Origin of the sequence: Falsiroseomonas sp. HW251, assembly GCF_050563545.1 — a bacterium.
Lineage (GTDB): Bacteria > Pseudomonadota > Alphaproteobacteria > Acetobacterales > Acetobacteraceae > Falsiroseomonas.
Window position 1 is genome coordinate 1 of record NZ_JBNXUM010000018.1, and the last position, 20850, is coordinate 20850.

General features: G+C 71.8%; 26 protein-coding genes and 1 pseudogene. 19 read left to right on the forward strand and 8 right to left on the reverse strand.

All coding sequences use genetic code 11. The features are described from left to right. A pseudogene (locus ACLF3M_RS20820) lies at nt 1–371 on the reverse strand (hypothetical protein); the annotation flags it as partial. A gap of 17 nt (nt 372–388) precedes the next feature. On the opposite strand from ACLF3M_RS20820, the gene ACLF3M_RS20825 reads away from it, so the two are divergent. Together ACLF3M_RS20825 and trpS are read left to right on the forward strand one after the other, a co-directional pair. After that, nucleotides 389–1093: a YggS family pyridoxal phosphate-dependent enzyme gene (locus tag ACLF3M_RS20825; RefSeq protein ID WP_430658899.1), complete on the forward strand. Its 705-nt coding sequence runs from the start codon at nt 389–391 to the stop codon at nt 1091–1093. A gap of 184 nt (nt 1094–1277) precedes the next feature. Then, a complete protein-coding gene (gene trpS / locus ACLF3M_RS20830) occupies nt 1278–2279 on the forward strand; it encodes a tryptophan--tRNA ligase (RefSeq protein ID WP_430658900.1) in 1002 nt (333 codons plus the stop codon). Nucleotides 2280–2289: 10 nt separating this feature from the next. On the opposite strand, the gene ACLF3M_RS20835 is transcribed toward trpS, so the two are convergent. The 4 genes from ACLF3M_RS20835 to ACLF3M_RS20850 all read right to left on the reverse strand — a co-directional run bounded on the left by ACLF3M_RS20835 (nt 2290) and on the right by ACLF3M_RS20850 (nt 5305). Continuing rightward, nucleotides 2290–3207, reverse strand: coding sequence for an AEC family transporter (locus ACLF3M_RS20835; RefSeq protein ID WP_430658901.1), 918 nt, complete (start codon nt 3205–3207; stop codon nt 2290–2292). Nucleotides 3208–3223: 16 nt separating this feature from the next. Continuing rightward, nucleotides 3224–3745, reverse strand: coding sequence for a hypothetical protein (locus ACLF3M_RS20840; protein ID WP_430658902.1), 522 nt, complete (start codon nt 3743–3745; stop codon nt 3224–3226). A 79-nt stretch (nt 3746–3824) separates the two neighbouring features. Continuing rightward, complete coding sequence (locus tag ACLF3M_RS20845; protein ID WP_430658903.1) at nt 3825–4457, reverse strand: polymer-forming cytoskeletal protein; 633 nt, start codon at nt 4455–4457, stop codon at nt 3825–3827. A 191-nt stretch (nt 4458–4648) separates the two neighbouring features. After that, complete coding sequence (locus ACLF3M_RS20850) at nt 4649–5305, reverse strand: EI24 domain-containing protein (RefSeq protein ID WP_430658904.1); 657 nt, start codon at nt 5303–5305, stop codon at nt 4649–4651. A gap of 79 nt (nt 5306–5384) precedes the next feature. Between ACLF3M_RS20850 and ACLF3M_RS20855 the strand changes: the two genes are divergently transcribed. From ACLF3M_RS20855 to ACLF3M_RS20900, 10 genes are all read left to right on the forward strand, one after another. Then, nucleotides 5385–6359 carry an adenosine kinase gene (locus tag ACLF3M_RS20855; RefSeq protein WP_430658905.1) on the forward strand — a complete coding sequence of 325 codons (975 nt, stop codon included), beginning with the start codon at nt 5385–5387 and terminating at the stop codon, nt 6357–6359. Nucleotides 6360–6409: 50 nt separating this feature from the next. Next, entirely contained in the window at nt 6410–6967 is a 558-nt protein-coding gene (locus tag ACLF3M_RS20860; protein ID WP_430658906.1) for a hypothetical protein, read from the forward strand. A 143-nt stretch (nt 6968–7110) separates the two neighbouring features. Next, complete coding sequence (typA, locus tag ACLF3M_RS20865; protein WP_430658907.1) at nt 7111–8940, forward strand: translational GTPase TypA; 1830 nt, start codon at nt 7111–7113, stop codon at nt 8938–8940. 124 nt (nt 8941–9064) lie between these two features. Further along, nucleotides 9065–9361: an AbrB/MazE/SpoVT family DNA-binding domain-containing protein gene (locus ACLF3M_RS20870; protein WP_430658908.1), complete on the forward strand. Its 297-nt coding sequence runs from the start codon at nt 9065–9067 to the stop codon at nt 9359–9361. After that, nucleotides 9358–9759, forward strand: a complete 402-nt coding sequence (locus ACLF3M_RS20875) for a type II toxin-antitoxin system VapC family toxin (RefSeq protein WP_430658909.1) — start codon at nt 9358–9360, stop codon at nt 9757–9759. Before ACLF3M_RS20870 ends, ACLF3M_RS20875 begins: the two co-directional genes overlap by 4 nt. Next, entirely contained in the window at nt 9759–10169 is a 411-nt protein-coding gene (locus ACLF3M_RS20880; protein WP_430658910.1) for a cytidine deaminase, read from the forward strand. Before ACLF3M_RS20875 ends, ACLF3M_RS20880 begins: the two co-directional genes overlap by 1 nt. 35 nt (nt 10170–10204) lie before the next feature. Further along, on the forward strand, nt 10205–10579 hold the full coding sequence (locus ACLF3M_RS20885; protein ID WP_430658911.1) for a hypothetical protein: 375 nt from the start codon (nt 10205–10207) through the stop codon (nt 10577–10579). A gap of 33 nt (nt 10580–10612) precedes the next feature. Then, complete coding sequence (locus tag ACLF3M_RS20890; protein WP_430658912.1) at nt 10613–11575, forward strand: patatin-like phospholipase family protein; 963 nt, start codon at nt 10613–10615, stop codon at nt 11573–11575. Between the two features lie 59 nt (nt 11576–11634). Further along, complete coding sequence (locus ACLF3M_RS20895; protein ID WP_430658913.1) at nt 11635–12891, forward strand: AmpG family muropeptide MFS transporter; 1257 nt, start codon at nt 11635–11637, stop codon at nt 12889–12891. Nucleotides 12892–12947: 56 nt separating this feature from the next. Continuing rightward, nucleotides 12948–13292, forward strand: a complete 345-nt coding sequence (locus tag ACLF3M_RS20900; RefSeq protein WP_430658914.1) for a DMT family protein — start codon at nt 12948–12950, stop codon at nt 13290–13292. Here ACLF3M_RS20900 and ACLF3M_RS20905 read toward each other — a convergent pair whose 3' ends face one another. Next, nucleotides 13293–13733 (reverse strand): cupredoxin domain-containing protein, encoded by a 441-nt coding sequence (locus tag ACLF3M_RS20905; protein ID WP_430658915.1) that lies wholly within the window; start codon nt 13731–13733, stop codon nt 13293–13295. It lies immediately after the preceding gene. 68 nt (nt 13734–13801) lie between these two features. On the opposite strand from ACLF3M_RS20905, the gene ACLF3M_RS20910 reads away from it, so the two are divergent. Continuing rightward, nucleotides 13802–14050 carry a GlsB/YeaQ/YmgE family stress response membrane protein gene (locus tag ACLF3M_RS20910; RefSeq protein ID WP_430658916.1) on the forward strand — a complete coding sequence of 83 codons (249 nt, stop codon included), beginning with the start codon at nt 13802–13804 and terminating at the stop codon, nt 14048–14050. A gap of 22 nt (nt 14051–14072) precedes the next feature. Here the strand turns inward: ACLF3M_RS20910 and ACLF3M_RS20915 are convergent, their stop codons facing one another. Then, nucleotides 14073–14885 (reverse strand): cyclase family protein, encoded by an 813-nt coding sequence (locus ACLF3M_RS20915; protein WP_430658917.1) that lies wholly within the window; start codon nt 14883–14885, stop codon nt 14073–14075. Between the two features lie 93 nt (nt 14886–14978). On the opposite strand from ACLF3M_RS20915, the gene ald reads away from it, so the two are divergent. Together ald and ACLF3M_RS20925 are read left to right on the forward strand one after the other, a co-directional pair. Next, nucleotides 14979–16097: an alanine dehydrogenase gene (ald, locus tag ACLF3M_RS20920; protein WP_430658918.1), complete on the forward strand. Its 1119-nt coding sequence runs from the start codon at nt 14979–14981 to the stop codon at nt 16095–16097. A gap of 73 nt (nt 16098–16170) precedes the next feature. After that, nucleotides 16171–16428, forward strand: coding sequence for a GlsB/YeaQ/YmgE family stress response membrane protein (locus tag ACLF3M_RS20925; RefSeq protein ID WP_430658919.1), 258 nt, complete (start codon nt 16171–16173; stop codon nt 16426–16428). Between the two features lie 229 nt (nt 16429–16657). Here the strand turns inward: ACLF3M_RS20925 and gshB are convergent, their stop codons facing one another. Continuing rightward, nucleotides 16658–17602 (reverse strand): glutathione synthase, encoded by a 945-nt coding sequence (gene gshB / locus ACLF3M_RS20930; protein WP_430658920.1) that lies wholly within the window; start codon nt 17600–17602, stop codon nt 16658–16660. A 101-nt stretch (nt 17603–17703) separates the two neighbouring features. Here gshB and ACLF3M_RS20935 point away from each other — a divergent pair, with 101 nt between their 5' ends. The 4 genes from ACLF3M_RS20935 (at nt 17704) to ACLF3M_RS20950 (ending at nt 20850) form a co-directional block, all read left to right on the forward strand. Further along, nucleotides 17704–18585 (forward strand): shikimate dehydrogenase, encoded by an 882-nt coding sequence (locus tag ACLF3M_RS20935; RefSeq protein ID WP_430658921.1) that lies wholly within the window; start codon nt 17704–17706, stop codon nt 18583–18585. Between the two features lie 19 nt (nt 18586–18604). After that, nucleotides 18605–19204, forward strand: coding sequence for a dephospho-CoA kinase (gene coaE, locus ACLF3M_RS20940; RefSeq protein WP_430658922.1), 600 nt, complete (start codon nt 18605–18607; stop codon nt 19202–19204). Then, a complete protein-coding gene (dnaQ, locus tag ACLF3M_RS20945; protein ID WP_430658923.1) occupies nt 19205–19921 on the forward strand; it encodes a DNA polymerase III subunit epsilon in 717 nt (238 codons plus the stop codon). 158 nt (nt 19922–20079) lie between these two features. Then, nucleotides 20080–20850 carry a (Fe-S)-binding protein gene (locus ACLF3M_RS20950; protein ID WP_430658924.1) on the forward strand — a complete coding sequence of 257 codons (771 nt, stop codon included), beginning with the start codon at nt 20080–20082 and terminating at the stop codon, nt 20848–20850.

Sequence of the window (20850 nt, forward strand, 5' to 3'; positions counted from 1 at the left end):
CCCGCCCGGCCATGCGCCGCCGCCGACAGCAGCGCGCCGGGGCGCCGGGCGCGCAGGAAGGCCGGCAGCCCCCGCGTCGCCGCCCGGTCCGGCACATGCAGCCCGGCGCCGAGGCGCAGCGCCGCCCGCCCATCTCCCGCCACCAGCAGCACCAGGCCGCGCCGCCGGCAGAGCCGCGCCAAATCCGCCAGCACCGCCGGCGCCGCGCCGCGCGCCAGCACCGCCGCACCGCGCGGCAGGCGCGACGCGGCCGCGCGGGGATCCGCCAGGCGCACGGGATCGGATAGCAGCCAGAGCCGCGGCAGGGGCCGTCCCCGCCCGCGCGCGGGCTTGAGGCGGCGGGACCAGGCCTCTAGCGTCCGCCCCCCCATCCCCTTGCGATACCCCCGTGACCGAACCCGATCATCCTAATGCGCCTACAGCCATCGCGGCCAACATCGCCGCCGTGAAGGCCCGCATGGCCGCCGCCTGCGCCCGCGCCGGGCGAGACCCGGCTTCTGTCGGGCTCGTCGCGGTGTCCAAGACGCATCCCCCCGAGGCGGTCGCCGCCGCGCTGGCCGCCGGCCAGCTGCTGTTCGGCGAGAACCGCGTGCAGGAGGCGGAGCGCAAGTTCCCCGCGCTGCGCGCGGCGCATCCCGGGCTGCGGCTGCACCTGATTGGCGCGCTGCAGACCAACAAGGCGCGGGATGCCGTGCGCGTCGCCGACGTCATCGAGAGCCTGGATCGCCCGAAGCTCGCCTCCGCGATCGCGGAGGCCATGCAGAAGGAAGGCCGGCGGCCCGGCCTGCTGGTCCAGGTCAACACCGGCGACGAGCCTCAGAAGGCGGGCTGCCCGCGCGAGGAGGCCGACGGCTTCATCCGCCTCTGCCGCGACGAGCTCGGCCTGCCGGTGGAGGGGCTGATGTGCATCCCCCCGGTGGACACCGACCCGCGGCCGCATTTCGCCTGGCTCGCGGCGCTGGCCGCCCGGCACGGGCTGGCGACGCTGAGCATGGGCATGAGCGGCGACTACGAGATCGCGATCGAGGAGGGTGCCACGCTGGTGCGGGTGGGCACGGCGATCTTCGGGAAGCGGGACTATCCGGCGGGCTGAGCGTCGCTCCCGCGCCTGCTCTCTTTTTCTCTCCCCCGCAGTTGCGGGGGAGGGCGGGGAGGGGGCAAGAACCGCGCTGCCCTGCGTCGCCGACGCCCCCTCCCCACCCCTCCCCTGCAACTGCGGGGGAGGGAGAAGAAGGGAAGGGCGGCGAGGCGAGCAGGTCAGAGATCAGGAACCACCGATGTCCCGCGTCTTCTCCGGCATCCAGCCCTCGGGCGTGCCCACCCTCGGCAACTATCTTGGCGCCATCCGCAACTGGGTGCCGCTGCAGGACACGCAGGAGGCGATCTATTGCGTGGTGGACCTGCACGCCATCACGCAGTGGCAGGACCCCGCTGATCTCCGGCGCCAGACGCGGGAGATGGCGGCGACGCTGATCGCCTGCGGACTCGATCCCCGGCGCTGCATCCTCTTCGTGCAGTCGCATGTCCGCGCCCATGCCGAGCTCGCCTGGATCTTCAACTGCGTCGCCAGGCTCGGCTGGCTGAACCGGATGACCCAGTTCAAGGACAAGGCGGGGAAGAACCAGGAAGCCTCGTCGGCGGGGCTCTATGTCTATCCGAACCTGATGGCGGCCGACATCCTGGCCTATCACGCGACCAAGGTGCCGGTCGGCGAGGACCAGAAGCAGCACCTCGAGCTCGCCAACGACATCGCCCAGAAGTTCAACCACGACTACGGCGTGGACTTCTTTCCGACGATCGAGCCGCTGATCCAGGGCGTCGCCGCGCGCGTGATGTCGCTGCGCGACGGCACGAAGAAGATGTCGAAGTCGGACCCGTCGGACCAGTCGCGCATCAACCTCAACGACGACGCCGACGCGATCGCGCAGAAGATCAAGCGGGCGAAGACCGACCCCGAGCCGCTGCCGGACCACCTGGCGGGCCTCGAAGGCCGGCCGGAGGCGCGCAACCTCGTCGGCATCCTCGCGGCCATCACCGGCACGCTGCCGGAGAACGTGCTGCGCGAGCATGGCGGGCAGGGTTTCGGCGCGTTCAAGAACACGCTGACTGAGGCGCTGGTCGCGCATCTCGCGCCGATCCAGGGCGAACTGAAGCGACTGCTCGAGGATCCGGCGGCGCTGGACGCGGCGCTCGGTCTCGGCGCGCAGCGGGCGGAGGCGGTGGCCGAGCCGATCGTGGCGAAGGCCCGCGATATCGTGGGGTTCCTGCCGCGGGTCTGAGGTCGCGCGGTCACGCCGCCAGCAGCCACACCCAGGCCGGCAGCGTCACCACCGAGAGCAGGTGCTCGGTGGTGGTGATCGCCGCCATGAGCGGCGCGTCGCCGCCCATCGCGCGCGCCATGACATAGCTCGTCGCCGCCGTCGGCAGCGCCATGAAGATCACCGCGATCGCCGTCGGCAGCGGCGCCAGGCCCAGCGCGGCGCAAAGCGCCCAGGTCATCGCCGGCATCGCGACCAGCTTCAGCGCCGCGGTCGCGGCCTGCGTCGCCGGCCGCTGCCCGAGGCCGCGCACCGTCAGCGCCGCGCCGACGCAGAGCAGGCCGAGCGCGACCGAGGCCTGGCCGAGTCCGCGCACGGCCGGCTGCAGCCCCGGCGGCAGCCCGCCGACCAGCCCGATCGCGAAGCCCGCCAGGCAGCCCAGGATCAGCGGGTTGAGCAGCACCTGGCGCGCCAGTGCACCCGCCCGCACCCGCCGTCCGCCGCCCAGCGCGAAGGCCAGCGTCGCCGCGGTCTGCACGAAGGGCACGATCAGCCCGACCGCGACCGCGGCATAGGCGACGCCGGGCGCCCCCCACAGCGCGCCGGCGATGGCGAAGCCCATGAGGTTGTTGAAGCGGATGCCGCCCTGCAGGACCGAGGTCATGGCGGCATGGCCCTCGCCCAGCGCCCGCGCGATCAGGATGGCGGCGAGGCTGCCCGCCGCCAGCGCCGCCCAGAGCGCGCCGGCCATGCCGAGGATCGGGACTTCGGCGAAGCGCACGGTCGAGAGCGCGCTCGCGATCAGGCAGGGCAGCAGCACCCAGAAGATAAGCCGCTCGATCCCCGCCCAGACCGTGTCGTCCGGCAGCAGCCTCCGCTTCAGGATCGCGCCGAGGGCGAGCAGCCCGAAGACCGGGACGAAGGCGTCCGCCCAGGGCGCGAGGCTCATCGGGCGGGAGGAAGGGTCAGGCGCCCATCCCGACGCCGATGGCCGGCACGCGGTCGGGCCCGATGACCGGCGCGGCGCCGCGCGCGATGTCACGCAGGCAGGCGGCTTCCGCACGCCGGGCCGCGCCTTCCGCCCGCGCCGCGGCGTAGCCGACGCGCAGGCCGGACCGCGCGCCCTCGGCGGGGTAGAGGATGACGTCGAGATGGCATTGCGGCGCCTGGTAGTGCCAGATCTCCGCGCTGCCTTCCTCCCGCCGCAGCCGCGGCTGGCCGAGCAGCTGCATCAGGATCTCCGGCGTGGCGCCGACGAGCTGGCTGGCCAGCGCGACTTCGCCCGAGCCGGTGCGGCGCGCGGCGAGTCCGCCCGGCGGCTGGGAGACAGGGAGGGCGGCCGGCGGCGTCGCGGCGGGCGGCGGCGCCGCCTCGGCGCTGGCCTGGTTGGCCTGCATCACCTCCTCCAGCAACTGCGCCGCGTCGGAATGCACCTCCGCACAGGCGGCGGGCAGCAGCAGCAGGACGGGGAGGAGCAGGCGCTTCATCCGCGGAGGCAACCCGGCGAGAGGAACGCGACGGGGGAAGCAAGCGCCGCGCCGGTCGCCCCGGCGCGGCGGCGATCGGTCAGCCCTCGGCGGGCACCGGGCGCGGCGCGGGGCCGGCCTGGACGGGCGCGTCGCCCAGCATCTCCATCTTGCCGGAGACCTGGCCGCCTTCCTCCACCGACAGGCGGCGGCAGCGCGCGACGCCGATCACGCGGCCGGTCGAGCGGATCACCAGCGCCCCACGCGCGGTCAGCGTGCCGTCGAAGGTGCCTGCGATCTCGGCATCCTCCACCTGGACCTCGCCACGGAAGACGCCGGCCTCGCTGATGGACAGCTCGGTCGCCTGGATCATCTGGCTCTCGACCGTGCCTTCCACGACCAGGCGCTCGGCCTCGCTGACCGTGCCCTGCAGGCTGATCCCCCGCCCGACGACCAGGGTGCGGCGGTCGCCGGTGGCCGGGCGCGGCGCGGGACCGGTGGCCGGGGTCGCGGCCATCGGCCGGGGCGGGATGGCGGTGCCGGAGGGCGGCGTCGGACCCACCGGGATGGCGGTCGGGCCGGTCGGCTTGGGCGCGAGGCTCATGGTCTGCTTGTCCCTGCTGTCGAAACGAGGCGGCACGCCCAGATCGGGATCGCGGGCGGTCGGTACGGTGGCGGGCTGCGGTTCGGAGCGCCCGGCCTTCTCGTCGCGGCGGCGGCTGAAGACGTTCATCGCGAGGCTCCCCCGTGTTGCGCGCAAGGCCGGCGACGGCCGTGATCCGACCCCCCGGCCGGCCCCGCCGCGGGCCATCGGGCTAACACGCGGACGCGAGCGGAGACAACGGCCGCGCCCGGGTTTTGCGACACTTCTCCACAGGGAAAAGATGACGTTGAAAACCCGTTCCGAAACGGTGTTCCGCGGCTTCAGGCGGGTTGGCGATGGAACAGGTGGACCATTGCCGCGGTGCCCAGCACGGGCACCAGGAGATTGAGCGGCGCGACGAAGCCGAGCAGCGCCAGCACCCCGCCCATGGACCAGATCTCGGTGCGGCGGCGGCGGCGCAGCGCCTCGGATTCCGCCACCGGCATGCGGCGCTGCGCGACGGCGAGGAACAGGCCCTCGCCGAGCCCGATCGCCGCCACGCCATAGAGCGCGATCGCGCCCACCATTGGCAGCAGCAGCGACAGCGGCAGCAGGATCAGGGTCAGCCCCGCCATCTTCGCGGCCAGCACCAGCCCCGACCAGGCCTGCGCCGCGACATGCGCGCCCGAGGCCGCGGGCAGCCCGGGATACCATCGCGCCTCCACCGCCGCGGCGACGCCTTCGGTGAAGAGGCTCGCGATCGCGAGCAGGATTGGCACGAAGAGCCAGAAGACGGCGAAGAGGGTCAGCACGCCCCCGGCTGCCGCGGCGGCGTGGGCGAACCAGCCCTGCCCGCCGGCGAGCACATCCACGCCCCAGCCCACCAGCCAGGCAAGGGCGAGGCCGCCGCCGAGCGCGAGCAGCGCGCCGAGAAGCAGTGGCCGGCGGAAGGCGGGATCGCCGATCTGGACGACGGCACGGTAGAGGTCGCGGAGCATCCCCGGGGACTAGCGGTGCGTGGGCGCTTCCGGCAACTAGCCGCCTTCGCAATCCCGACAGCCGAGGCCTGACATTCCCATGACCACCGCGCTCGATATCCTGGGCATCGGCAATGCCATCGTGGACGTGCTCGCCCGCGCCGACGACGCCTTCATCGCGGCCCAGGGCATGGCCAAGGGCAGCATGACGCTGATCGACGCTGCGGCGGCGGAGCGGATCTACGCGGCGATGGGCCCCGGGGTGGAAAGCAGCGGCGGGTCGGCCGGCAACACCTGCGCGGTCGCCGCCGCGCTCGGCGCGCGCGTCGGCTATCTCGGCAAGGTCGCCGATGACGGGCTCGGCAAGGTCTTCGCGCACGACATCCGCGCGGCCGGGGTGCGCTTCCCGTCATCCCCGCTCCTCGGCGGCGCGCCGACCGCGCGCTGCCTGATCCTGGTGACCCCCGATGCGCAGCGCACCATGAACACCTTCCTCGGCGCCTGCGTGGAATTCGGCCCGGCCGACGTGGAGGAGGCCGAGGTCGCCTCGGCCGGCGTCACCTACATGGAGGGCTACCTCTTCGACCCGCCGCAGGCCCAGGAGGCCTTCCGCAAGGCCGCGGGGATCGCGCATGCCAACGGGCGCAAGGTCTCGCTGACGCTGTCGGACCCCTTCTGCGTCGGCCGCCACCGCGCCGCCTTCCGAGACCTCGTGAAGCACGAGGTCGACATCCTCTTCGCCAACGAGGCCGAGTTGCTGTCGCTGTATGAAACCGATGATTTCGCGACGGCGCTGGATGCCGTGCGTCGGGACGTCGCGATCGCGGCGGTGACCCGCAGCGAGAAGGGCTCGGTCGTCGCCGCCGGCGCCGAGACCGCCGAGGTGAAGGCCGTGCCGACCCACGTGGTGGACACCACCGGCGCCGGGGACGCCTATGCCGCGGGTTTCCTGGCGGCGCATGCGAAGGGCCTGGCGCTGGCGGAATGCGGGCGCTGGGGCTCAGTCGCGGCGGCGGAGGCGATCAGCCATTTCGGCGCGCGGCCGCAGGCGGACCTCAAAGCCTTGGTGGGTTGAGGCAACTCCCGGCAGCGTAACGGGGTTTCGGGCGCAGGAGGATCCTGCGCATGCCGGTCCGTTTCGCCCTTCTGCTGCTGCCAGCCCTGGCCCTGCCCGCCGCGGCGCAGGACCGCGTCCCGCCGCGCAGCGCGCCGCCCCCGCTGGCCGACAGCGTGGATGACGCGCCGACCCTGATGCGCCTGGCCGCCAGCGCGCTGGCGGCCGGGCGCGCTGCGCAGGCGCAGGAGCTGCTGGAACGCGCCGAGGCTCGGCTGCTCACCCGCTCGGAACTCGCCACCGAGGCCGGGCGGCCCGCCGCGGGCGGGCTCCAGGCCGAGCTCGCCGCGGCGCGCGACGCGATCGGCCGGCGCGACCTGGCCTCGGCGCAGCGCCTGGTGGCCGATGCGCTGCGCCGCTGGGACCGGGGCGAGCCCGCGGCCTCCGCGACCGGCACGGGCATCCCGCCGGGGGCCAGCGCCGGCGGCGGGGCAGTCACGCCGGAAGGTGCGGTCGGCGGCACGGCGTCCCCACCGGTTCCGGTGGGGCCTGGCGGCGAGATCCTTAAGGGGCCGCCCCAGCCCGGCTTCGCCCCGGTGCCCTCGGTCAAGCCCCCAGCCCTGCCCTGATCGCAGCAAGCGCTCGCATTTTCGGGCGGACGCGCCTATGTGTGCGCCGCATCAACCAACATCCGCCTGCCCGCCGTTCATCGGGGTGACATGATCGTCACCGCCGGACAGGTGGGGCCGGGCCTTCTGACCGGACCCATCCCATGGACATCCGCAACGTCGCGATCATCGCGCATGTCGACCACGGCAAGACGACGCTCGTGGACAACCTGCTGAAGCAGGCCGGCGCCTTCCGCGCCAACCAGCACGTCGCGGAGCGCGCGCTGGACCGCAACGATCTCGAGCGCGAGCGCGGCATTACCATCCTCGCCAAGTCCACCGCGGTCGAGTGGAAGGGCGTGAAGATCAATATCGTGGACACGCCCGGCCACGCCGATTTCGGCGGCGAGGTCGAGCGCATCCTGTCCATGGTGGACGGCGCGATCGTGCTGTGCGACGCGGCCGAGGGCCCGCTGCCGCAGACCAAGTTCGTGCTGACCAAGGCGCTGGCGCGCGGCCTGAAGCCGATCGTCGTCATCAACAAGGTGGACCGCCAGGACGCCCGCCCGGACGAGGTGCACAACGAGGTCTTCGACCTGTTTGCCGCGCTCGGCGCGACGGACGAGCAGCTGGATTTCCACACCCTCTTCGCCTCCGGCCGCCAGGGCTGGGCCGACCTGACGCTTGACGGTGCGCGCAAGGACCTGGCGCCGATGTTCGACCTCATTCTCTCCCACGTTCCGCCGCCGAAGGTCGAACTGGAGAAGCCGTTCGCGATGAACGCGTCGATCCTGGAGGCCGACAACTTCCTCGGCCGCATCCTGACCGGCCGCGTCGAGCAGGGCACGGCGCGCATCAACATGCCCGTGCGCGTGCTGCGCCAGGACGGGACGGTCGTCGAAAGCGGCCGCCTGACCAAGCTCATGACCTTCTCGGGCCTGGATCGCGTGCCGGTCGAGGAGGTGCAGGCCGGCGACATCATCGCCATCGCGGGCCTGTCGGACGCGACCATCCCCGACACCATCGCGGCGCCCGAGGTGACGGAGCCGCTGCATGCCATCCCCGTCGATCCGCCGACGCTCGCCATGACCTTCCGCATCAACGACGGCCCGCTCGGTGGCCGCGAGGGCAAGAAGGTCACGTCGCGCCAGATCCGCGAGCGGCTCTACAAGGAGACCGAGGGCAACGTCGCGATCCGCGTCAGCGACAGCCAGGAAGCCGACAGTTTCGAGGTTGCCGGCCGCGGCGAGCTGCAGCTCGGCGTGCTGATCGAGCAGATGCGCCGCGAGGGCTTCGAGCTAACGATCGGCCGGCCCCGTGTTCTCACCCGGGACAATCCCGAGACCGGCGAGAAGGAAGAGCCCTACGAGGAAGTCCTGGTGGACGTGGACGAGGGCTATTCCGGCGTCGTCGTGGAGAAGCTCTCCGTCCGCAAGGGCCAGATGCAGGACATGCGGCCCTCGGGCGGCGGCAAGGTGCGGCTGACCTTCCTGATCCCGTCGCGCGGGCTGATCGGCTACCACGGCGAGTTCATGACGGACACGCGCGGCACCGGCATGATGAACCGGCTCTTCCACGGCTACGGCCCCTGGGCCGGCACCATCGAGGGCCGCCGCAACGGCAGCCTGATCAGCAACTCCGACGGCGAGGCCGTGCAGTACGCGCTGTTCTACCTGCAGGAGCGCGGGACGCTGTTCGTGGACCCCGGCGTGAAAGTCTATGTCGGGATGATCCTCGGCGAGCACTCCCGCGACAACGACCTCGAGGTGAACCCGATCAAGGAGAAGAAGCTCACCAACATCCGTGCTGCCGGCAAGGACGAGGCGCTTTTGCTGACGCCGCCTCGGCGGATGACCCTGGAGCAGGCGATCTCCTACATCGAGGACGATGAGCTCGTTGAGGTGACGCCCGGCGCGATCCGCCTGCGCAAGCGGCACCTCGACCCGCATGAGCGCAAGAAGCACGCCCGCCGCGCCGAGAGCGAGGCGGCGTAAGGCCTCATTCTTCGCGGCCGCACGCCGCGGGCGTGCCTTTGCTTGACTCGGTACGAGCATGAGCATGGCAGAGCCTGGGGATTTTCCATTGTCCCGGCATCTGCCATTACCATATCTTCCCGCCATGAGCGCCCCATCTGCCACAGAGGCCCTGATCGTCCGCGTTGATCAGTCCGGCCGGGTCGTCATCCCGCGCGCGCTTCGCGAAGCGCTCGGGATACCCGAGGGCGGCGTACTGACGCTGTCCGTGGTGGATGGCGAATTGCGCGGAATGAGCCGCCTGGTCGCACTACATCGCATCCAGGACGAGCTTGCCAGGCTGCCACCCCGGGAGGGCTCCCCGGCTTCGGCCGTGGAGGAGCTGTTCGCCTTGCGCCGCGCCGAAGCCTTGCGTGAGTTGCAGGACGATCCCGGCCCTTGAGCGACAGCAAGGGGATCGTCCTCGACAGCTCGGTCCTGCTCGCTGCGGTGCTGAAGGAGCGGGGTGGCGAAGCGCTGGAACGGCTGTTGGCCGAGGATGCGCAGCTCGTCATGTCGAGCGTCAACTTCGCGGAGACCATCGCCGTCCTCGTCCGACGACACGGGATCAGCGCGCGCAAGGCGCGTGAAGACCTGCTCAGCCTCACGGTCAGTGTTCTTCCCTTCGGTGTCGAGGACGCAGAGCCGACTGCCCTGCTCCATGCCGCCCATCGCGGTGTCCTGTCGCTCGGCGACGCAGCCTGCCTCGCAACAGCGATGCGCGAGGGCCTGCCCGTGCTGACGGCCGACCGTCCCTGGACGACGCTCGGCCTCGATCTCGACATCCGCCTGATCCGGTGATGCCCATGCATGACGCCGCCCTCCTCGCCGAAGCCGATGCCGCCAGGCTGCTCGCCTATGCGCCGTATTCGCGCTTCCAGGTCGGCGCGGCGCTGCTGGCCGAGGACGGCAGCGTGCAGCACGGCTGCAACGTCGAGAATGCCTCCTACCCCGCCGGCCTCTGCGCCGAACGCGGCGCCGTCGCCGCGGCGGTGTCGCGCGGGCAGCGGCGCTTCCTCGCCATCGCCGTCGCCGGCCCCTCCGGCGTCGCGGTGACGCCTTGCGGCATCTGCCGCCAGGTTCTGCGGGAGTTCTCGCCGGACCGGTTGCTGCGCATCGTCACGCGCGACGCTGCCGGTGCGACGGTCGCGCGCACCATCGAGGACCTGCTGCCCGATAGCTTCGGCCCGGAGGCGCTGGGGCCGCGATGACGGAACCGCGCGCCGCCGCGCCCTGTTTGCATCGCATGCGTCGCCTTCTGGTCCTGCTGCCGCTTGCCGCCTGCGCCGCGCCGCCGCCGGCGCCGGATCCCAATGCCTGGATCGGCCGGCAGGAGGGCGACCTGGTCGCGACCCTCGGCGTGCCGTCCCGCGTCTACGAGGCCGAGGGGCGCCGCTTCCTGGCCTATGACGTGGCGGGCGCGCCGGCGCCTTTCCTGATGCCCTCGATCGGCATCGGCGGCTTCCGGTCCTCCGGTGGCTGGGGCAGCGCGAGCGGCATCGGCACCGGGCTCGGCCTGTCCTTCGGCAGCTTCGGCGGGGCCAGCGGGCCCTGCACCACGACCTTCGAGGTTCGGCAGGGCATCGTCGCAACCGCGGGGCGCGCCGGCGCCTGCGGTTGAAGCGGCGCGACGCGGGGCGATAGCCTCGCTTCCATGGCACAACCTCCCCTCGTCGCCATCGCCTGCCAGGGCGGCGGCAGCCACGCCGCCTTCACTGCCGGCGTGCTGGCGGAACTGCTCTCCCCCGCGCATCGCCACCGCTACCGGCTGCTCGGCCTGTCCGGCACCTCGGGCGGGGCGGTCTGCGCGACGCTGGCCTGGTCGGGCCTGTTCGCCGCCGGCCCGGACGAGGCGATCCGGCGGCTGCGCGGCTTCTGGCACGACCTGGCGGCGAGCACCCCGATCGAGGCCTGGCTCAACGCCTGGACGCAGATCGTGCTGAGCCTGCCGATCAGCGTGCAGGCCAGCCCCTACGCCTATTCCCCCGCTGCCGAGCCGCGGCTGCGCGAGCTGCTGGAGCGCTACGTCACGGGCCTTCCGGTCTCGCGCATGAACGCGCCCTGGCTGCGGCTCGGTGTCGCCGACGTGCTGCGTGGCGGCGGCGCGTCGCTGGATGGCGAGAGCGACGAGTTCTCGATCAGCGACGTCGTGGCGTCCGCCGCCGTGCCGCCGCTGTTCCGCGCGGTGGCGACGCGCGGCGGCCTCTGGTGGGACGGGCTCTACGCGCACAACCCGCCGATCGGCGCGCTGCTCGACCTGCCGGACAAGCCGGACGAGCTCTGGATCGTCCGGCTGAACCCGAAGGCGCGGAAGGAGGAGCCGAAGACCGCCGAGGCCATCGAGGACCGCCGCAACGAGATGGCGGGCAACCTGCCGCTCGACCAGGAGCTCGACACCATCGACCGCATTAACCGCATCCTGGAGATGGCGCCCGGGCTCGCTCCGATGATGGACAAGCGGAAGCTGACGGTGCGGGTGGTGGAGATGCCGGACCTCGACCTGCCCTACTACACCAAGCTCGACCGCTCGCTCTCCTTCATCGAGGCGCTGCAGCGCGCGGGCGAAGCCGCCGCGACCGGCTTCTTCCACGACGGCTCGATCTGGCGGGGGCGCTGACACTTCCGCGTCATCCTTCGCGCCGCTAGACCATCCCCGGGCCAGCCAGGGGACCATGCGTGGCCGAATTGTTCCGCGACCGCCGGTTGCTGGTCATGCTCGCGCTGGGCTTCGCGGCCGGCGTGCCGCTGCCGCTGGTGGCGGGCCAGGTGCTGCGCCAGTGGTTCGTCGAAAGCGGCATGTCGCTGGCCGATCTCGGCCTGACCGCGCTGATCGGGCTCGCCTATGCCAACAAGTTCCTGTGGTCGCCGGTGCTGGACGGCGTGCGGCCGCCCTTCCTCGGGCGCCGGCGCGGCTGGCTGCTGCCGATCCAGCTCGGCCTGATCATCGGCATCGGCGCGATGGCGCTGACCGATCCGCGCGGCGACGCGACCGCGACCGTCGCGCTCGCGGTCCTCGTCGCCTTCCTGTCGGCCAGCCAGGACATCGTGGTGGATGCCTGGCGCATCGAGATGCTGGGCGAGGACGAGGAACGCCAGGCCTGGGGCCTCGCGGCCTATGTCTGGGGCTATCGCGGCGCGCTGCTGGCTTCCGGCGCCGGGACGCTCTTCATGGTCGGGCATGTCGGCTGGCACGGCGCCTATGCCTATGCCGCGGCGCTGATGCTGGTCGGCGTCGTCGCGACGCTGGCGGGCAAGGAACCGCCGCCGCCGGCCTATGTCCCGGTCGGCTGGGCGGCGCGGATGCGCAATTCCGTCGTGATGCCATTCCTCGATTTCACGCAGCGCCCCTACTGGCTGGCCATCCTGCTCTTTGTCGCGCTGTTCAAGCTGGGCGAGGCGCTGGCCGGCATCATGACGACGCCCTTCTACCGGGCCGAGGGCTTCACGCGCGACGACGTCGCCGCCGTCGCGACGGTCTTCGGCCTGTTTGCGACTCTGTCCGGCGCAGTGGCGGGAAGCTGGCTGGTGGGGCGGATCGGCGTCGGCCGCGCGCTGATCGTGACCGGGCTCGGCCAGATGCTGTCGAACCTGATGTATGTCGCCCTCGTCGGCGGCGGGCGCGACATCCCGATGCTGTTCCTGCAGGTCGGCATCGAGAACTTCACCGACGGCCTGGCCGACGCCGCCTTCCTGACCTACCTCTCGGGCCTGGTGAACCGCAGCTTCAGCGCGACGCAATACGCGCTGCTCTCCTCGCTGGCGGCGGTGCCGCTGCGGACGCTCGGTGCGTCGGCGGGCGTGCTGGCGCAGTCGCTGGGCTGGTCGTGGTTCTTCGTGCTGACCACCGCCGCGGCGCTGCCGGCGATGGGGATCATGCTGTTCCTGCTGAAGCGCCTGCCGCCAAGGGAGGCCACACGACCCGTGGCGGCATGAGTGGCGCGGCGCGCGGGGCCCCGCCAGACTGCGCGCGCCATCACCGGGATCACGCGATGACGCCCTATCTGATCACGCCGCTGCTGCTCGTCGGCTCCAACGTGCTGATGACCTTCGCCTGGTACGGGCACCTCAAGGCGCCGTCCTGGCCGATGTGGCTGGCGATCGTGATCTCCTGGGGGATCGCCTTCTTCGAATACTGCCTGGCGGTGCCTGCCAACCGGCTGGGCTACGGCACCTTCACGGGACAGCAGCTGAAGGTGATGCAGGAAGTCATCACCCTGGCCGTCTTCGCGGTGTTCAGCGTCGCCTTCCTCGGCGAGACGCTGCGCTGGAATTTCCTTGCGGCCGGCGCCTGCCTGGTCGCCGCCGTCGTCTTCATCTTCCTGCCGGTGGAGTAGCTATTCCACCGTGACTCGGCCCCGCATGCCGAGGCTGGCATGCAGCGGCTTCTCGCAGTCATAGAGGTAGAAGCCCGGCGTCAGCGGCAGCAGGTAGACCTCCCGCATCTGGCCGGCCGGCACCTCCACCGATCCGCCGGCCGCCAGCACCGCGGCGGCGTCCTGCGGTCGTAGCGCAACGGCGGTGAAGAGATCGGGCGAGGTGAAGTCGTGCGCGCGCGCCCCGGTGTTCACCAGGCGCAGCCGCACCGGCACCCCTGCGCGCAGCGTGAACTGCGCGGGCGTGAACTCGAATTCGTCGAGCGTCAGGGTGAAGTCGGTCGCGCGCGACCAGTCCGCGGCCGCGGCGCGCTCGGCCGCGCCGGGCGGAGCCTGGACCGCCGGCGCCGCGGCGCATGACGCGAGCAACAGGGACAGCAGCAGGCCGGCAAGGCGCGGCATCGGCACTCTCCTGCCAGGCAGGGCGGAGGTGTTATGATTCGGGCTGCCGCAGCTTGGGTGCAACGCGCATGACGTCGATTCTCTGGACCGTGATCATCGGCTTCCTGGCCGGCGCGATCGCGAAGACGCTCACGCCGGGGCGCGGGCCCGCCGGCTTCTTCGTCACGGTCTGCCTCGGCATCGTCGGCGCGGTGGTCGGCACCTACCTCGGCCAGGCGCTGGGCTGGTACGGACCGGGGGAGACGGCGGGGCTGTTCGGCGGCGTGGTCGGCGCGGTGATCGTGCTGGTGGTGTTCCGGGCGATCGCGATGCGGTAGGGCGCAACCGCCTGGCCAGGCGCTACGCCAGCGCGATCACGCGCCCGTGCCCGCCCGTCGCGCCTGCGATCTTCGGCGCGCCGGCGACCAGCGTCGCGCCCACCGGCGGCAGCGCGCCGAGATTGGCGACGCACTCGATCCCCCAATGCCCGCTGCCCAGCCAGCCCGTGTGGAAGCCGAAGGTGGAGGAGGGCCCGTGGTCCAGCGACAGCGTGTCCACCGCGACGCCCGCGACGTTGCGCTCCGTCAGCACCGGCACGGTGTCGGGGCGGAAACCGGGGAAGCGCATGACGTTGCCGTCGAGGTTGCGGAAGCCCGCGCCGCTCGCCCGCGCATCCCAGCCCGAATTCATCGCCACGCAGGCGCCGGCCGGGATACGGCCGTGGCTCGCCTCGTGCCGCGCGATGTCCTCCGGCGTCAGCTGGTAGTCGGCGGCGTTCGCGGCCTGCTGGCGCACGTCGATCACGACCAGCGGGCAGACCAGGCTTTCCACGGGAATGCGGTCCACCGTCGCGCCGTTGGCGGAGAAATGGAAGGGCGAATCGAAATGCGTGCCCGCATGCTCGAAATAGGTGAACTTGTTCACGTTGTAGCCGTCGCGGGCGAAGGCCATCGCCTGCTCCATCTGGAAGGCGGGCGCGCCGTCAAAGGTCGGGAAATCCACGCGCAGCGTGTGGGTGAGGTCCACGACCCGGCTGATGGGCGTGGCGCGGATCTGCGCCCCGGCCGGGCGTGACGCCAGGCCGAGCAGCGTCGCGCCGGCGGCCGCGGCCGCGAAGACGCCGCGCCGGCCGAGCGTCGTCGCCACGCGGTTCATGGTGCAGGCATCGCACATGATGTGATCCCTCCGGGGAAGGTTGCGCTGCGAGAGTGCCGCATGGACCCCGTCCGGCGCCAGGGGCGGGCTGTCCGCACGGAGGAAGCCAGCATGCGCGTCGGCGTGCCCAGGGAGATCAAGGTCCATGAATACCGCGTCGGCCTGACGCCGGCCTCCGTCCGGGAACTCGTCGCGCACGGCCATGGCGTGCTGGTGCAGGCCGGCGCCGGCGCCGCGATCGGCTTCGCGGACGCGGCATATGAGGCTGCGGGAGCCACCATCGCCGCCGACGCGGCGGAGGTCTTCGCGACCGCCGGCCTGATCGTGAAGGTGAAGGAGCCGCAGCCCGCGGAATGGGCCATGCTGCGCCCGGGCCAGGTGCTGTTCACCTATCTGCATCTCGCCCCCGACCCGGCGCAGGCGAAGGGGCTGATGGCGTCGGGCGCCAGCGCGATCGCCTATGAGACCGTGACCGAGGCCGAGGGCGGCCTGCCGCTGCTGCGCCCGATGAGCGAGGTGGCGGGCCGCATGGCGCCGCAGGTCGGCGCGCATTGCCTGGAGAAGGAAGCGGGCGGCGCCGGCATTCTCCTCGGCGGCGTGCCTGGCGTGCCGCCGGCGCGCGTCGCGGTGCTGGGCGGCGGCGTGGTCGGTGCGAACGCCGCGCGGATCGCGCGCGGGATGCGGGCCGAGGTCACGGTGCTGGATCGAAGCACGCGGGTGCTGGCCGCGCTGGATGTCGAGTTCGGCGGCGCGGTCGCGACCCGCTTCGCCTCCCGCGCCGCGATCGAGGAAGCGGTGATCGAGGCCGACCTGGTGATCGGCGCCGTGCTGGTGCCGGGTGCGGCAGCACCGAAGCTCGTCACCCGCGCCATGCTGGCCGCGATGCGGCCGGGCTCCGTCGTGGTCGATGTCGCCATCGACCAGGGCGGGTGCTTCGAGACGTCGCGCCCGACCACCCATGCCAATCCCACCTATGTCGAGGAGGGCGTCGTGCATTACTGCGTGACCAACATGCCGGGCGCGGTGGCACGGACCAGCGCGGTCGCGCTGAACAACGCGACGCTGCCCTTCGTGCTGCAGATCGCCGACAAGGGGTTGGCCGAGGCCTGCGCGGAGAACCCGCATCTCGCCCAGGGGCTGAACGTCCATGCCGGAGGGATCACGCACGGTGCGGTGGCGGATGCGCTCGGGATGGACCACCTGCCGGTGGAGCGCGCCTTCCTTCGTTGATCCCCGCATTGATCCCTGGGGAACCGGCGGGCCGCGCGCGTCTTACCGCCTGCGCAAGGCAGGAGCGGGCGCCATGGGTTTCCTCTGGACCATCATCATCGGCTTCGTCGCGGGGCTGATCGCGAAATTCCTGATGCCGGGCCGCGACCCCGGCGGCTTCATCATCACCACGCTGCTCGGCATCGTCGGCGCCCTGGTCGCGACCTGGCTGGGCCAGGCGGTCGGCTGGTACCGCGCGGGCGAAGGCGCGGGCCTGATTGGCGCGGTTGTCGGCGCGGTAGTCGTGCTGGTGATCTACCGCTTCGTCGCGGACCGCCGGACGACGGTGTAGCGGGCTTTCCACGCTTTTCCTCCCCCCTTTCCAGTGACTCCCTCCCCCGCTAGCGGGGGAGGGCTGGGGTGGGGGTGCGGAAGACGAGGGCGCGCTGGACGACGCACCCCCCACCCTGACCAGCCTTCATGTCGCCGGCTTAAGCCGGCGACTCCGGCCTCGCGGCAGTGCCGCGAGCCCCCGGGGAGGAAGTCACGGGCGGCGGAGGAAGGCCCTCCCCCCAGACGTCCTACCGCTTCCCCTCGATCGCGTCCCAGATCGCCTTCTCCAGTTGCACCCCGTCGAAGCGCGCGATCTCCTGCAGGCCGGTCGGGGACGTCACGTTGATCTCGGTGAGATACCCGCCGATCACGTCGATCCCGACGAAGATCATGCCGCGCTTCTTCAGCTCCGGCCCGATCGCGGCGCAGATCTCCTTCTCCCGCTCCGTCAGCTTCGTGGGCTCCGGCTGGCCGCCGACATGCATGTTGGACCGCGCCTCGCCCTGCGCCGGGACGCGGTTGATCGCGCCCATCGCCTCGCCATCCACGAGGATGATGCGCTTGTCGCCCTTCCGCACGTCGGGGACGTAGCGCTGCACCACCAGCGGCTCGCGCGAGCGCTCGGTGAACATTTCGAGCAGCGAGTTCAGGTTCGGGTCGTCCGGCCGCACATGGAAGACGCCCGCACCGCCATTGCCGAAGAGCGGCTTGAGGATGATGTCGCCGTGCTTGTCGCGGAACTTCCGGATCTGGCGGATATCGGCTGAGATCAGCGTCTCCGGCATCAGGTCCGGGAAGTGGGTGACGAAGAGCTTCTCCGGCGCGTTGCGCACGGCGGCCGGGTCGTTCACCACCAGGGTCTTCGGGTGGATGTGCTCCAGGATATGGGTGGCCGTGATGTAGGCCATGTCGAAGGGCGGGTCCTGGCGCATCAGCACGACGTCCACCTCGGACAGGTCCAGTTCCTCCGCCGCGCCGAGCGTGAAGTGGTCGCCCTTCGCGCGCCGCACCGTCACGGGCTGCGCATGCGCGACGACGCGGCCGCCCTGCAGCGCGAGGTCGCGGACGTGGTAGTGCCACATGACGTGGCCGCGCGACTGCGCTTCCAGCATCAGGGCGAAGGTGCTGTCGGCGTCGATGTTGATCGAGCCGATCGGGTCCATCTGGACCGCGACGCGGAGGCTCTTGGTCATGGTCGGGTCTCCTCGCCCTTCCTGTCGCACCGCCGGCGGGCGGTGGAAAGGGGTGGCCCCCGGCCTTGACCCGCGGGCGCGGCAGGGTTCACGTCGGCGTCATGCGCACCCTCTCAGGAAAGTCCCGGCTGGCGGGCATCCTCGGCTGGCCCGTCTCGCATTCCCGCTCACCGAGGCTGCACGGCTTCTGGCTGGCGCGCCACGGGGTGGACGGGGCCTATGTGCCGCTGCCGGTGCGGCCCGAGCGCTTCGATGTGGCGGTGCGGGGGCTGGTGGACCTTGGCTTCGCCGGCGCGAACGTGACGATCCCGCACAAGGAAGCGGCTTATGCGCTCTGCGACGAGCTGTCGGCGGTCGCGCGGCGCGCGGGGTCGGTGAACACGCTGGTCTTCCGCGACGGGCGCATCCACGGCACCAGCACCGACGGCTTCGGCTTCCTGGAGGCCGTGCGCGAACAGGCACCGGGCTGGCGCGCGTCGGATGGCCCTGCCGTGGTGCTAGGCGCCGGCGGCGCGGTGCGGGCGGTGGCGGCGGCGCTGCTGGATGCGGGCTGCCCGCATCTAACGCTCGTCAACCGCACCACCGCGCGGGCCGAGGCGATTGCGCGCGATCTCGGCGGGCCGGTCCACGTCACTGCCGAGCCGGCGCTGCGCGACGCCGCGCTGCTGGTGAACGGCACCTCGCTCGGCATGGCGGGCGAGCCCGCGCTGGAGATCGATCTCTCGCCCCTGCCGCCGCAGGCCGTCGTCGCCGACATGGTCTACGTCCCGCTGGAGACGCCACTTCTGGCCCAGGCCCGCGCGCGCGGGCTCAGGGCGATCGACGGGCTCGGGATGCTGCTGCACCAGGCCCGCCCGGGCTTCGAGGCCTGGTTCGGCGTGGCGCCGCAGGTGGATGCGGAACTGCGGGACTACGTGATGGCCGATCTCGCGCCGGATCGCGAAGCACCGCAGGCCGTTCAACGGCCGAGGAGCGAAGCGTGAATCCGGTGTGCAACCCAGCATGAAGGTGCTGGGCCTGACGGGCAGCATCGGCATGGGGAAGTCCACCGCGGCCAACACCTTCCGCCGCCTGCGCGTGCCGGTCTTCGACGCCGATGCCGCGGTGCACCGGCTGCAGGGCAGGGGCGGCGGCGCCGTCCGCCCGATCGAGGCCGCCTTTCCCGGCACGACCAGGGACGGTCCAAGGGGACGATACGTGGACCGCGAGGCGCTGCGCGACCGCGTCCTGACCGATCCCGCCGCGCTGACCCGGCTGGAGCGCATCGTCCACCCGCTCGTCCGAAAGGCGGAGATGGATTTCCTGAAGGCCGCGCGCCGGCGGGGCGAGCCGGTCGTCGTCCTCGACATCCCGCTGCTGCTGGAAACCGGCGGCCGGAAGCATGTGGACGAGGTCATTGTCGTCAGCGCCCCGTCGGCCGTGCAGCGCACCCGCGTCCTGGCGCGGAGAGGCATGACGCCGGAGCGGTTCGCGGCGATCCTGGCGCGCCAGATGCCGGACGCGGAAAAGCGCCGCAAGGCCGACCACATCGTGCATACCAGCTTGTCCCGGCACGCCGCGCAGAGGCATATCCGGGCCATCGTGAGGAGGCTTCACGCCTAGATGCGCCAGATCGTGCTCGACACCGAGACCACCGGCCTCGACCCCGCCTCCGGCGACCGCGTGATCGAGGTCGCGGCGATCGAGCTCTACAACTTCATGCCGACCGGCCAGCAGTTCCACGTCCTCATCGACCCCGAGCGCGACATCCCGGAAGAGGCAACCCGCGTCCACGGCTTCACCGCGGAGATGCTGCGGGGCAAGCCGATCTTCGCGGGCATCGCGCATGAGATGATGGCCTTCCTCAGGGATTCCGAGATCATCGCGCACAACGCGCCCTTCGATTTCGGCTTCCTGGACGCGGAGCTGGTCCGCTGCGGGATGCCGAAGCTGGATCGCGCGCGGATGGTGGACAGCCTGGATATCGCCAAGCGCCGCTATCCCGGCCTGCCCAACAGCCTGGACGCGCTGTGCCGGCGGCTCGGCGTGGACAACTCCATGCGCACCTCGCACAACGCGCTGCTCGACGTGAAGCTGCTGGCGGAGGTGTTCCTCCAGCTCATGGGCGGCAAGCAGCCCGGCCTGGAGCTGAACGCGGCCAACCGCCGCTCAGGCCCGGTGCTGGAGGCCGACGAGGCCCCGGTGATCCGCACCCCTCGCCCGATCGTGCCGTCGGAGGCCGAGATCGCCGTCCATGCCGAGTTCGTGGCGAAGAAGGTGAAGGACGCGCTGTGGCTCCAGCCCCCCTTCGCCGAGCCCCGGGCCGAAACGCCGGGCTGACCGCGTTCCCGAAGCGGGCCGGAAGGCCCCTCTCCCGCTTGCGGGGGAGCGAGGGGCCTGCGCGAAGCGCGGGAGGGTGGGGGTGAGCCAACCTGGCGCGCTGATGGCCGTCAGGGCGGCCCCTCCCCGAACCCGCCCGAACCCCCTACCTTGACCTGATGCTGCAGTCCCGTCCGCGCGTCGCCCTGTTCGTCACCTGCCTGGTGGACCTCTACCGGCCGACCGTCGGCTTCGCCGCCATCAGGCTGCTGGAGCAGGCGGGCTGCCAGGTCGAGGTGCCGGAGGCCCAGACCTGCTGCGGCCAGCCCGCCTACAACACCGGCGACCGCGCGACGGCGCGCGACCTCGCGCGGAACGTGATCGACGCCTTCCTGCCCTATGACTTCGTGGTCGCCCCGTCCGGGTCCTGCGGCGGGATGATCGCGCACCACTATCCCGGCCTGTTCGACGACGACCCGGAATACCGCGCCCGCGCCGAACGGCTGGGCGCGAAGACGCATGAGCTCGTGTCCTTCCTGACCGACGTGATGGGCTTGGACAACGTCACCGCGCGCTGCGACGCGATCGTCACGTACCATGATTCCTGCTCGGGCCTGCGCGAGCTCGGCGTCAAGGAACAGCCGCGCAGGCTGCTGAACAGCGTCGCCGGCGTCACGCTCAGCGAACTGCCGGACGCCGAGGTCTGCTGCGGCTTCGGCGGCACCTTCTGCGTGAAGTATCCCGACATCTCGGTCCGCATGGTCTCCGACAAGGTCGCGAACATCGCGCAGACCGGCGCCGACCTGCTGCTGGCCGGCGACCTGGGCTGCCTGCTCAACATGGCCGGCCGCCTGAAGCGCGAGGGCTCGTCCGTGCAGGTGCGCCACGTCGCGGAGGTGCTGGCCGGCATGACGGAAGAAGCGGCGCCGATCGGCGAGGCGAAGGCGTAG